The 11603-nt window shown below is 52.6% G+C and carries 11 protein-coding genes; 1 reads left to right on the top strand and 10 read right to left on the bottom strand.

Going from position 1 to position 11603, the window contains the following annotated elements:
• Positions 1 to 240: 240 nt before the first annotated feature.
• The 5 genes from cooS to VFG09_09730 form a co-directional block, all read right to left on the bottom strand.
• Positions 241 to 2247 (bottom strand): anaerobic carbon-monoxide dehydrogenase catalytic subunit, encoded by a 2007-nt coding sequence (gene cooS / locus VFG09_09710; protein ID HET6515421.1) that lies wholly within the window; start codon positions 2245 to 2247, stop codon positions 241 to 243.
• 78 nt (positions 2248 to 2325) lie between these two features.
• A complete protein-coding gene (gene acsB, locus VFG09_09715; protein ID HET6515422.1) occupies positions 2326 to 4524 on the bottom strand; it encodes an acetyl-CoA decarbonylase/synthase complex subunit alpha/beta in 2199 nt (732 codons plus the stop codon).
• A gap of 90 nt (positions 4525 to 4614) precedes the next feature.
• The gene (acsC, locus tag VFG09_09720; protein HET6515423.1) at positions 4615 to 5955 is read right to left on the bottom strand and encodes an acetyl-CoA decarbonylase/synthase complex subunit gamma; all 1341 of its coding nucleotides are present in this window, start codon (positions 5953 to 5955) and stop codon (positions 4615 to 4617) included.
• A gap of 12 nt (positions 5956 to 5967) precedes the next feature.
• On the bottom strand, positions 5968 to 6906 hold the full coding sequence (locus VFG09_09725; GenBank protein HET6515424.1) for an acetyl-CoA decarbonylase/synthase complex subunit delta: 939 nt from the start codon (positions 6904 to 6906) through the stop codon (positions 5968 to 5970).
• A 92-nt stretch (positions 6907 to 6998) separates the two neighbouring features.
• Positions 6999 to 7781, bottom strand: coding sequence for a dihydropteroate synthase (locus tag VFG09_09730; protein HET6515425.1), 783 nt, complete (start codon positions 7779 to 7781; stop codon positions 6999 to 7001).
• 167 nt (positions 7782 to 7948) lie between these two features.
• On the opposite strand from VFG09_09730, the gene VFG09_09735 reads away from it, so the two are divergent.
• Positions 7949 to 8086 (top strand): hypothetical protein, encoded by a 138-nt coding sequence (locus tag VFG09_09735; GenBank protein HET6515426.1) that lies wholly within the window; start codon positions 7949 to 7951, stop codon positions 8084 to 8086.
• Between the two features lie 188 nt (positions 8087 to 8274).
• Here the strand turns inward: VFG09_09735 and VFG09_09740 are convergent, their stop codons facing one another.
• The 5 genes from VFG09_09740 to VFG09_09760 all read right to left on the bottom strand — a co-directional run bounded on the left by VFG09_09740 (position 8275) and on the right by VFG09_09760 (position 11537).
• A complete protein-coding gene (locus VFG09_09740; protein HET6515427.1) occupies positions 8275 to 9042 on the bottom strand; it encodes an AAA family ATPase in 768 nt (255 codons plus the stop codon).
• A 75-nt stretch (positions 9043 to 9117) separates the two neighbouring features.
• Entirely contained in the window at positions 9118 to 9378 is a 261-nt protein-coding gene (locus VFG09_09745; GenBank protein ID HET6515428.1) for a hypothetical protein, read from the bottom strand.
• Positions 9379 to 9650: 272 nt separating this feature from the next.
• Positions 9651 to 10523 (bottom strand): YeeE/YedE family protein, encoded by an 873-nt coding sequence (locus tag VFG09_09750; protein HET6515429.1) that lies wholly within the window; start codon positions 10521 to 10523, stop codon positions 9651 to 9653.
• 194 nt (positions 10524 to 10717) lie between these two features.
• Positions 10718 to 10993 (bottom strand): hypothetical protein, encoded by a 276-nt coding sequence (locus tag VFG09_09755; GenBank protein ID HET6515430.1) that lies wholly within the window; start codon positions 10991 to 10993, stop codon positions 10718 to 10720.
• A 121-nt stretch (positions 10994 to 11114) separates the two neighbouring features.
• A complete protein-coding gene (locus VFG09_09760; protein ID HET6515431.1) occupies positions 11115 to 11537 on the bottom strand; it encodes a TraR/DksA family transcriptional regulator in 423 nt (140 codons plus the stop codon).
• Positions 11538 to 11603 lie beyond the last annotated feature (66 nt).

Here is an 11603-nt window from a genome sequence, read left to right on the forward strand (position 1 = left end):
AGCCTTCACCGCGTGGGGATGCTGAAGGAGATGGAGAAGCCCCTCGATATTGGCATCGAGGATCCTGTGCTTCACTCCGTATGAAAGCAAGGCTCCCGAAAGCTTCGAGATGCCGGCCGGGGGCTCGGAGGGCTTTGCAACAGGCGGGTAGATAAGGAGCATTCAAAGAAAAAAGGGCTTTATGGCGTTGCCATACAGCCCTTCTCCCTTTTCATTCCTGAGAATGGGTCCTGCTCTCTCTTAGTAAATCCCCACGTGCGGTTTCGCAGCCTTCTCGATCTCACGGCGTGCTGCCATATCCATAAGGATCTTCTCTGTGGCGAACTTGCCGCGCTCGTACTTCTTCAGCTTCAGGGCCTCACGGGCCTTATCGATGTAATCGATTGCAAGGTCGAGCATCTTCTGGGGGTCCGGCTCAAAGTGGAGAGAACCCTTGAATCTCTCGAACCAGCCCTCGGTCATGAGCCGCGTCACTTCCTTGCTCGCAGAGACAGGCGATTCACCACCGAAAATAACCGGCACGCCTGATGCCGCGAAGTAGCATCCAATGGCGATCGCCTTCTCCGACATCCACTCAGGGGCGATGCCGACCGCAGGCATGCCGCCGATTTCATCGGACAATCCGCCCTCGGCAGCCATGGCGCTGGCTATCGTGAGGATTCTCGAATTATCGACACAGGAACCAAGATGGAGGATCGGCGGAATACCGATGGCCTCGCAGACTTCCCGTAAACCCGGTCCTGCCTGCTCAAGGGCCGTCTCGGGAGTGAGATAGCCCACGGTACCACAGGCTGCAGAGCCGCAGCCCGTCGAAACGATCAGGATGTCGTTCTTGATCAATTCCGTAGCAAGGAACTGATGGAGTCCCGTTGAGGGAACCCTCGGGTTGTCGCATCCTGCGAGTCCCACAACGCCACGAACCCTTCCCGCCATGATGGCGTCATTGAGAGGCCTGAAGGAACCCCTCCATTTTCCTCCCTGCATGTATTCGATGTACTCATGGGAGAAGCCGGCAATGGCAGGGAACACCTCCGTAATATGGCTTCCCTTCGCCTTTCTGTTCGGGAAATTGTCAATCGCCATCTTGAGCACCTCCCTGGCAATGTCCTTGCCCCGGTGCTCGTCGAATTGGACATGGACCGCCCCCACCATCTTTGCCTTGGGGTTTGTCGTAATGACCTTTGTATGGAACTTCTTCGAGAGTTCTACGATGGCAGGCATGATGCACTGCACATCCACGGAAATGGCGTCTACCAGCCCCGACATGATACCGAGTTCCTGGTTCGTAAATCCGCCAGCCGAAGCTATCCCGTGACGCACGAGGATTTCGTTTGCCGTACAGCACATCCCTCCCAGGTTGATTCCCTTGGCGCCCTTTGACTTGGCATAGGCGATCATCTCAGGATCAGAGGCCAACTCAACGATCAGTTCAGCAAGGAGAGGCTCATGACCATGGACGATAAAGTTCACCTCATCTTCCTTGAAGATGCCGAGACTCATCTTGGCCTGCTGCGGGCTCGGCGTTCCGAAGAGGATGTCTGTGATATCTGTTGAAATCATGCAGCCGCCCCAGCCGTCAGCAAGGGCTGTCCTCAAACCTTGGAGCAATAGATGGTCCGGGTCGTGATCAACACCGATGGCAGTGCGGTGCATAGTCTCGACAACCTCCCGGTCAATGCTGCGGGGAACGATCCCCCATTTCCGCCACCGCTCCTGGGTCTTCTTCGGGGCCCTTTTCACGTAGTTCAGTTCGCCGCCGTGCTGGCGTCCGAAGTCATTGAGAAGCGTCGTCGCCACATCGCGGGCAACATCGTTCACCGGCCTTCCCTCAAACTCGATATCGAGAATACCGGCGACCTTGTAAAGCTTTCTCACATCGGTGATCTTAAAGTCCTTTGTCTCGCCGTTCGCCACAGCAAGGAGCGCTTCAGCCATGCCGCGGGCATGGTCAGAATGGGCCGCGGTCCCTGCCGCGATCATGCGGAGGAAATTCCTCGCCGTCACCGTCGCAAGGGACGCGCCGCATACACCGGTAATCTCTTCCTCCGCGTTCTTGCCGACGAGCCTGCAGGGTCCCATGTGGCAATGCTTGCAGCAAGCACCCACATGGCCGATCGGGCAGGGTTTCATCTTCTGGGCACGCTCAAAGACCGTCTCTATTTTCTGTTCGACTCCCCATTCGTGGATCTTCTCAGAGAAGGGATTCCCGCTCTTCGTTCTTCCTTCTTTTTTTGCCTCTTCACTCATAGTTGCCTCCAATGGTAACGTTGTTTTATCCTTTTCCAAGGCCGAAATCGATTGTCTCGACCCTTCCTCTCCTTTGTTCTATATGATCGAAGCCATCCCCAATGCAGGATGTCCTACCTGTGTCAGGTGTTCGACCAGTTTTTCAGAATCCTCACAGATCGACTCATCAGCGATTTTGTCGAGGAGGTCCGGAACGCCGGCAGCCTCAGCAGTCTTTTTGAAATCCTCGGCGATCCTCTCTTTCAGCGCCTTCGGCATCCAGACGATCCTGCTGACGCCTCCGTCGCCAAAAAGGAACTTCTTGCTCGATATGAAGTTCACCCCGATGCCCATAAAACCTGGGGTCTGCGCCCCTCCGCCAACGGTGCCGGCAAGGGTCGAGAACTTCATTCCGATCGGTGTCATTCCGGTATGGCCCCTATGGACGATCATGACGCCGTTTGCCTCGGGGATGATCGCAACGATGCACTCGAAACATCCGCAGGAGGTCATCGGATTTTCCATAATCGTGTAGAGGTTCAGTGTTTCAACGGCATTGCCCGTCGCCTTTTTGAGATATTCGTCTGCTCCGGTGTAACGGCCATATTTTGGATCGATGCATTCACCCTTTGCGATGGGCTGATTGCCGCCGGTGGGGTCTATCTCATAGGCTGCCTTGCCGTCAAGCCAGTTGTAAGCGCCGCAGAGCCCGAGTCTTTCCGGTGTTATGACGCAGACGTGGCTCGGCGCAAAAGACTGGCAGAGAAGGCATGAGTAGAAGGTGTCGACCGCTTCGTCAGTAAGGCTCCCGAGCCTCGTGTCACGCTCCCGGTAGGCATGCCTCGCCTCTTCGAGTTTCTCCTTCACATCCTTCTCGTCAATGAAGAGTGTGACCTGGACCTTATCGACAATGGATTTGAAACGGTGATGGGTCATCGTAGCATTGAGGATACCGAGGTGTTCAAGGGTAAATCCCTCGTTCTTTGCGGCGTTGCTGATTCTTATCCAGTTGATGTCGCGCTGGCCCATGTGCCAGACGCCCTGGGCCTCATTGATGTTGTGATGGATCTTTCTCTCTATAACGGATTCAAAGTCCTTCTGCATCTTTCTTCCGGCGACCTCGATGAGGATGCCGAGGGGGAGTTGGCCGCCCTTTTCAAACCGCTCCTGCCAGTTGTCTCCGGCAACAATGACCTTATTGTCTTCTATCTCATCCATCTCCCTCATCCTGACCCATTCAAAGGCCGGTGTCCTCTGACCGCCGAACTCGATGAAGGTGTCTTCCTTCCTGATCCTCTCGCCTTCGAAGGCAGGGCCGTAGGCGACAGGGATCGGCGGCTTCTCGACCGTGATCTTCAGTCCGCGCATCTCAATCGCCTTCTGGACAATCTTCGTATGGTCGAGTTCCTTGTCCACTTCTTCGTACGTGCATACTCCCGTAGGATGAATAACGGGGATGTCGGTATCGGCTATTGCGGGGAATCCCATGTTTATGGCGCCTGCGCCGGTCGTCCATATAATGTCATTAAGGGGACCGAGGACGATCGCAAAGGCAAAGACCCTGTCTTTCTGGTACATAAGGTGCGCCTTAAAGTCACCGGGCTTCTTGCCTCCGAAGATTAGAGATGCCCTAATCGCCCAGTCAAGGGCGTAGAGCGTGTGCTCGGTGTCGGGACCGAGAGGTACAATCCTTGTATCCCAGCCGAGCTCAACACCTTTTCTCAGGAGCTGTTTTGTAACGCTGTTTCCGTTGACGTTTCCGGAAAGGAAGGTCAGGATGTTCTTTTCCTGGAGCTCCCTGACGATATTCACCGCAATGTCATCAGTGGGAGCTGCGCCGATAATCGCTGCAAAACCGGGCATGGTGCCGTCGACAAGCTGTATGCCGAGATTTCTCTGAATCGTGTCTGATATGAACCCGTTGTAAACGTAGCCTGTCTCCGTGTCTTTGCACGGTTCGAGGCCGTAGATATATCTGATAGCGAGTATGATCTCTTCTGCAAAGAGGGTTGCCATCCCCGAATCAAGGGCTTCGCCCAGATAGGGCTTCCAGACATGTTCTATAGGTTCCTCGTGCTGAAGTTCCTTGGCAAAGCCAAGGGCCACCTTCATGTCTCCGAGGGTCTTCACCGCAAAGCCCGTCATCGCCAAAATCATCGGGAGCTGGAAGGCGGTGTCAGCAAACTCAAAGGTGAAGTCCTTCCCTTTCTCTGCTATAACTTTTTCGAGCATCTCTTCGGCCTGCGCCACGAGCCTGTTGGCACCTCGTATAGCCGCAGTTGCAATTAACTTGGACATGCTGACCTCCTGTTTTTTTATTTTATACTATAACAAGTATGTTACACAATTTCAATTTCGACCGTCACCCTTGTCGGGGAGATATTCCTGCTATCCCCGTAACTTTAGGAATGCAGGCAATGCATTCGCCTCCCTCGGTCCGACAGTCACCTTCCAGCCGGAGAGCTTCTCCTCAACAGAGCCGCTCAGGATCGCCACATATCCCGGAAGGATAAGTTCCCTGTGCTTTATCTCGTTTTCTACGCCGCTTTCCTGGATGAATTGCGCTATCTTTGAGGCAGTAAATTTTCCTGCCGCCCATGCCGTAAGAACGGACAACCCCTCGCAGTCCATGACCGCCAGCCTGCTCGGCACCTTGCTGTTTTCAACTTCACCGGAGACGATAAAGTAGGTGAGAGAGAAATTCGTGGTTATCATCAATGGTGAATCAGGGGTAGGTTCTCCGATCTTGTAGATCTTCTGTTCGACCTGCATCGGCACCTGTGGGTCGGTATAGACATTCTGCCTCAGAGTAAAGAGGGCAAGGTTTTTCCATCTGTCGACACTACTCATCACGATGATCGAGGAATATTTTGCGACGCCGAGAGCTGCGATAAGGAGCTCAGCCATACTGTCGTCCCTCTCGGCAAAGGTTATCACCGGGTATCCAAGGGCCTTGAAGTTTTTCTTGATCGCGGCGCGGCGAATGAGAGTATTGTCTCTGATAATTTCCTTTGCACTCCGCGCTCCGGAATCAATGACGATATCATCGACGCCGAGACCTTTTATCTTTTCGGTCAGTGTCGAGAGCGCATCGAGTCCATCCGCCCTCACACCGAGGGAAGTCTTGTAAGTCTTCGCAAGGACTGCCATGGCCTCGGCGTTTGATCCGTCAGCACCGTAAAGAAGAGTCTTCTTGTCCCCGACGACCTTAAGGGCAGCCTCGGCTGACGCGGGATTGCCTGTGGATATGATTAAGGGGACCGCAGGGGCCTTTGAGGCGACAGCTTTCACAACACCCTCAAATTTTGAAGCGTCGTTCGACGAGTTCGTTATGCATATTGCGTCGATCCTCAGTTTCTGGCCGACCCTGTCGATCTCGGATGATAGAACACCATCGACAGTCCTGTTGATCTCATCTTCAGGCATCGAATCCTTTACCTCAACAGCAAAGACCGCAGGGTTAACGAACTTCTTCTCGTGTCTGAAGAGGACCGTCTCTTCACCCATCTTGACAGCCTTGTCTCCCGTACCGAGGGTTATCGGCCTGACAGGGGGAGCAGAAGCCTCACCCAACAACTTCTTCGCCTCTTCTGAAACGTCAGGGCACGCATCAAGAGACGCCTGCCTCTGGGCGAGCTTCATAGCAAAGGCAAGACATGTTGGATGTCCGCATTTTTTGCAATTCGTCTTTGGAAGTAATTTAAATATCTCTACACCGGTGAGAGCCATATCCTTCCTCCCTTACATTAACTCGTCAATGAATTTTTCGACTGATTTTACCGCTGCCGGATGCCTCATGATCAGAAGCTCAGCTCCTGCAACAAGCAGCGCTCCTGCCGTAGTCGTCTCCCAGGCAATGCCCCTCTCCTCAAGAGAACCCCAGAGGGGAAGGTCGGCCTCGGGAGCCTGGGTTTCCTTGACCTTCCACACGTACATCCCGACATCACCAAGCATGGGAGGCTGCATCGTCGCGTCATTCTGCGTAAGCGCTGCAAGCCGTATCCTCTCCATGACGGAATACGTATATTCAACGCCGTATCCTAGGGCAGAGCACATCGGGTCGGTTATGAGCCGCTCTTTCTCGAAGCCCATCTGGGTTATGAGAATGTTGAGCTGCTTTGAGAGGTTGATGTCGAGCTCTGACATCGCGATGAGCTTGTGATTGTTCGCCATTGCCGCAGCGGCGATCGTCTTGTAGTTGGCTTCCTGTGCCTTCCCGATAATGCAATTCTTGTCCTTGGCTGCCTCTGCAGCCGCAACGAGCACAGAGGAATCCTTCTCGGAACTGTTGCTGCCGAGGATGATGAGAGGGACTTTGATAGCGGCAAGGACGTCCTTTACTGTTTTGGCAGCGTCCTCGGGAGAACGGTTTTCCCTGTCCGGATGTGTACCGATAAGCCTGAGGGCTATTGCCTTTGCCTTCAGTTCGTTCTGGCAGTATCCGGCCCACGTGACGGGGTCGCCCGAAACGCTTGCATAGACATTCTTCACAGTCTCAGGCCAGTCATCAGGAGGAATGTCTTGGATCTCAAAGGCTATGAGAGGTCTGTTCGGGACATTCCCTTCAAAAGAATGGAAGGTCAGTACGTTCTCTCCGCCGAACTTGGCGGGGTTATCGGTTCCTATGGTAACCTCAAAAACCTTGCCCGGATACGTCTCTGTCGGAGCAGCAAAAGCCATGTTCTACCTCCTAAGAATTAAGGATACGATTAAGGTCAAGATTAAGATTCATTAAACACGATGGCTTAACCCCAACCCTCGTCTCCATGCATTTACATTTCCAGATAGGAATGGGCGTACAGGGTCCTGCCCGTGATCACATCAACGGTCTTGATGACCTCGGCCATTTCATGGGCGTCAGCAATCGCCGCTGTCAGGCCGGCTTCCATGAGCAGCAGGAAAAAGTACTTGTTCAATATCGGCCTCAGTGTTTTGGGACAGCCGTTCGATATATTGCTTAAGCCCACCACGGTCTTCATGGGCGGATCGTTCAATTCCTGGAACATCTTTATGGACTTTATAACGTGGAGGGCATGGTCCTGGGAGGTCGCTATCTGCAGGACGAGGGGATCAAGGTAGAGGTCTTCGAGAGGAACGCCGCACTCCATCGCCCTAGCCATGATTTCTGCCGCTATCCCTGCCCTCTCTTCGGCATCAGCGGGAAGGCCACCCTTTCCAACGGTAAGTCCGATGACCTGGGCATGATACTTTGCCCCCAGCTCAAGGATAGGGAATCGTTCAGGGTCGTTCGAGGTGGAATTGATCAATGGCCGGCCCCACTGGTTATTATGTACCTTTAATCCAGCCTCAATCGCCTTGAAATTCGTCGTATCGAGACAGACGGGAAGGGAGACAACCTCCTGAATAGTCGTGACCATCCATTGCATCAGGTCTTCTCCTCCGTCCTCAGCAGGTCCTATGTTGGCGTCGATCATTCCAGCCCCCTGCTTCCACTGGGTCGTCGCGATTTCCTGGATAGGCCCCTTGTCCTTCTTCATCATAGCCTCTCTGACCCTCTTGGCTATGATGCTCAATTTCTCTCCGATAATAAACATTCCTCTCCTCCTTTCAAGAATATAAGCTTTATTAATCCGAGGATTAACAATCTTAATCAATTCTTCCACAAAAGTAAAGATTTTTCCGACACGGATCACTTCAGAGTCAAGGCACCAAATAAACAGATTATGCTCCCAAGAGCTCTTCGTCCCAACAGCTGCTCCCAATGATCGAAAGAGTCGAAAACCTTCCCAACCTCAATGTGAAGGAAGCATCACTGATGCTCTCCTTGCTCAGCAGATGGATGAGCGGAGCACGAGGAAACGTCCACTACCGGCCAATGATAAGGATAACAAAGATTTAAGAAGATTTCCATAGCTCATCTAATAAGTCTTATAAGATTATTTTATGAACTCATAATTATCAGGTCCTTTCTCTTTGGTGGGAGCTTTTCGGTCCTGAGGAGATGATTTACCTCCCTCCCTATGTGATGGAAATTTGCCCGGAGGAAACGGCAAAGACAGGATAAGCGATACTCGAAGATGTGGCTTGCTACGGGATCTGTAATGAATTGAATATGCTGAATACGGCTCTTACTGATTTCGCATCTTCGGGCAGGTTCATCACAGGCCTGCCCTCAAGATCATAAGTGAAGACGAGTTTATCCTGCGGCACTAGGCCGGCAACATGGATTCCAAGGTTCTCGGCCATTCTACTCAGTTCTTCCCCTTCATGTCCGGTCACCCTGTTTATGAAAAGGACCCTCTTGTCAATCTCGAGCCGGAGTTCGTCTACGAGGTCATAGATACGCTTGGCAGTCTGTATCCCCTTCACCGTTGGGTCGCTCACAATGATCAGGAGATCGACCTTGTGCGTTGTCCTCCTGCTGAGATGCTCCATGCCGGCTTCATTATCGATGACCACGTAGGGATAGGTCTCGGAGAGTTTATCGGTATACTTTCTGATCGTATTGTTGGCAGCACAGTAGCAGCCGGGACCTTCCGGTCTTCCCATGACCATGAGATCGAATCCCTTTGCCTCTATGACTGATTGTTGGACCTGGTAATCGAAAAGCTGCTCCATACTCATGCCGCCGGGCCGCTCCCCTCCGCCCCGGATGGCTGCAAGAGACTCCTCACGGAGTTTTCCGATTGTAGCGTGCACCTTGATGCCGAGGGCCTCGTTGAGGCATGAGTTGCTGTCGGCATCAACGGCCAGAACCGGACCTCTCCGGTTCTTCAGGAGATATTTGACGGTAAGGGCTGCGGTGCTTGTCTTGCCCGTCCCACCCTTTCCTGCGAAGGCAATTACGTACGCCATGAACTATTATACATAAGAAACAAAAAAAAAGAGGAACAGTGACTCCAATGGGGCACCGTCCCTCTTTACTCATCATTAGCAGCCTTCTACTGCCTTTTTCTTTGGTGCTGCCTTTGTCGCCACGCCATCCTTGACAGTGACTTCGTCGCCGACCTTCAGGTCCTTCGCGGACTTCACGTCAACGGTAACTTCCTTGTCTTTTGTCTTGATGGTGAGCTTGTTGCCGTCTATCTTCGTGATCTTGCCCATCACCGGTTCTGCAGCAAAAGCGAGGCCGACAACCCCAAGGGTGAATATCACGGCCACGAGTAAAGCGATAATCTTTTTTGTCATCATCTCCTCTCACCTCCTTTCAGTCTCTGAATTCTCCCCAAAGCATCTACAAGTATCATGCCAGCCGATATCCCCTATTGCAAGAGGCCTATCACCACACAAATATTCCCATTTCAGCAAGCCTTCCCTTTTTCAGGAGAGCTCAACCGCTAATCCTGCATCGGCTTTATGAACAGGAAATAGGTCATCGTCCAGTTGCCGAGGATGATAAAGATCGTCGCAACAATGCTTTGCAGGGCCAAGGCCGACATACCTGTCAGCGAGTGTCCGACAGTTCAGCCGCCGGCTATGGCAGCGCCGAAGCCCATCACAAGGCCGCCGAGAAAGACCCTGATCAATTCATCGACCTGCTTTGGCGCGGTCCACTTGAACTCGCCAAGTCCTTTTGAGCTGAGGTACGCCCCTATCGGAACACCTATCACGTAAAGGGCGCTCCACGAAGCCACACCGACACCGAAGAGATTGAATACCACGTCATTTTTTGCACCGCTGTTGCCGACGAGGACAAACATGAGGAACTCAGCAAGAGGGCCTGAGAAGGACAAGCCCCTTGCCCGGCCGCCCCACTGGTATGATGCCCACCATGCCACAACAACCAATACTCCGACGAGCAACCCGCCGACAGACCATGACCAGCCCTTCTTCGGCCCTTTGCCAAAAGGCTTTCCCTTCAGCACAACAGGGATGATGATAGCAGCGACGACGGCGATAACGACCCATTTCACCGTCATACCGCCGCCGACGAGGTCCCACAGGGCAGGGCTGGTTATAGCATCCTCACCCTGGCCGATCGAAACCTTGAATTGCTTGATGATCTGTGCAAGGGGTTTCAGGGGGCCATGCAAGGTTGCGATCAGAGATACACCGAAACCAAAGGTTGCTATGACAGCGGCAAACTGGCCTTCACCCTGTTTGTAGAGCACGCCACTTCCGCACCCGCCGGCCATAACAATGCCGACGCCGAAGATGTAGCCGCCGACAATAGCGGCAAGAGGGGCAAAGGCCTGACGAGTCAAACCGTCTTGACCCATGAACCCGAATTGCTCTAGGAGATTGGAACCGATCACGGCCACCAGGAGAGCCAGAAGCCATGAACGAAACAACGTAAGGTCATTAACAAAGATCACGTCTCTGAATGCTGAGTTCATTCAATATCTGCCGCGCTGGAGAACAAAGCCGAAGAGAGTGCCTACCAGGAGCGCACTCAGTACCGTAATGATACTCGCTGTCGCTACCTCTTCCATTCACTACACCTCCTCATGGTATTTGCGGCCACTCCATGGGCCCTCATTCTTCTCAGCGGTGGCCTATCGCAGGAGTCGAGGACTCCTGGTAATCTCAGCTAGTATGGCAGCACGTGGTCGTACTGCAACAGTCTCTCCGCAATCTCCTCTACAGGTATAACCTCACCCTGTCCATTCTCATCATAATTTGTATAGACCTTAAGGCCCATCTCTCTGATCATTTCGAGGCCGAATCTCACCTCTTCCGTATCTGCCAATCTTCTGTCAAGGATAAAGATATTCACATCATCGTTCAGAATAGTCAACCCGATGCCCATTCGTAAAGCCTCAGCCTGTCGGTCCCTGACGATGACAGCAATTCTCTTCATCGACATAAAAGATAATAGAAAGGAGACAAAAAAGACAATAAAAAAGCCTTATCAATCAATAAATCGGGTTTATGAACATGACGGTGAAAGAACTTCCTGTAATCCTTGTTTCGCCGAACAACCCCATCTAATCTTCACCCTCCTCATTCGGCTGACCGGATGAGAGTACTCCTGAATCTTCAAATTCAGAGGCCGTTGTTTCGTACCGTGCCTGACACTCGATACAGCGGAGAGCAAAGGGCATGGCATTCAATCTTCCAACAGGAATTTCTTCCCCGCAATCCTCGCAGATCCCGTAGGTACCGTCCTCGGCCCTGAGGAGGGCTTTTTCTATCGCCTTGAGCTGTGTGCGGTGACGACCTAATCTTGCAGCCTGCATCACATCCCTCCACGCCATGTCTGCCAGGTCTGCATCATCATGACCGCCGTTATAGTTGTCTCCCTCCTTCAGGATTTGACCGATCTCCGTCTTCGCTTCCCGGATAATCTCCTGCCGCATGAGCATGAGTTTTTTTCGTACGCCTTCAAGCCTGTCATCTTTCTTTTTCATGTCGCTCCTCTTTATCTCTCTTCCCTTCTTCGTTTGCGCCACATTCTATTATAAAGAATCTCGTCA

Source organism: Thermodesulfovibrionales bacterium, from assembly GCA_035686305.1.
GTDB lineage: Bacteria > Nitrospirota > Thermodesulfovibrionia > Thermodesulfovibrionales > UBA9159 > DASRZP01.

Bases quoted from the DNA above. Each gene is read 5' to 3' on its own strand.
- VFG09_09745 (HET6515428.1), bottom strand. From the start codon at position 9,378: ATGATGACAAAAAAGATTATCGCTTTACTCGTGGCCGTGATATTCACC.
- acsB (HET6515422.1), bottom strand. From the start codon at position 4,524: ATGTCCAAGTTAATTGCAACTGCGGCTATACGAGGTGCCAACAGGCTC.
- acsC (HET6515423.1), bottom strand. From the start codon at position 5,955: ATGGCTCTCACCGGTGTAGAGATATTTAAATTACTTCCAAAGACGAAT.
- VFG09_09725 (HET6515424.1), bottom strand. From the start codon at position 6,906: ATGGCTTTTGCTGCTCCGACAGAGACGTATCCGGGCAAGGTTTTTGAG.
- VFG09_09740 (HET6515427.1), bottom strand. From the start codon at position 9,042: ATGGCGTACGTAATTGCCTTCGCAGGAAAGGGTGGGACGGGCAAGACA.
- cooS (HET6515421.1), bottom strand. From the start codon at position 2,247: ATGAGTGAAGAGGCAAAAAAAGAAGGAAGAACGAAGAGCGGGAATCCC.
- VFG09_09735 (HET6515426.1), top strand. From the start codon at position 7,949: ATGATCGAAAGAGTCGAAAACCTTCCCAACCTCAATGTGAAGGAAGCA.
- VFG09_09750 (HET6515429.1), bottom strand. From the start codon at position 10,523: ATGAACTCAGCATTCAGAGACGTGATCTTTGTTAATGACCTTACGTTG.
- VFG09_09755 (HET6515430.1), bottom strand. From the start codon at position 10,993: ATGTCGATGAAGAGAATTGCTGTCATCGTCAGGGACCGACAGGCTGAG.
- VFG09_09760 (HET6515431.1), bottom strand. From the start codon at position 11,537: ATGAAAAAGAAAGATGACAGGCTTGAAGGCGTACGAAAAAAACTCATG.
- VFG09_09730 (HET6515425.1), bottom strand. From the start codon at position 7,781: ATGTTTATTATCGGAGAGAAATTGAGCATCATAGCCAAGAGGGTCAGA.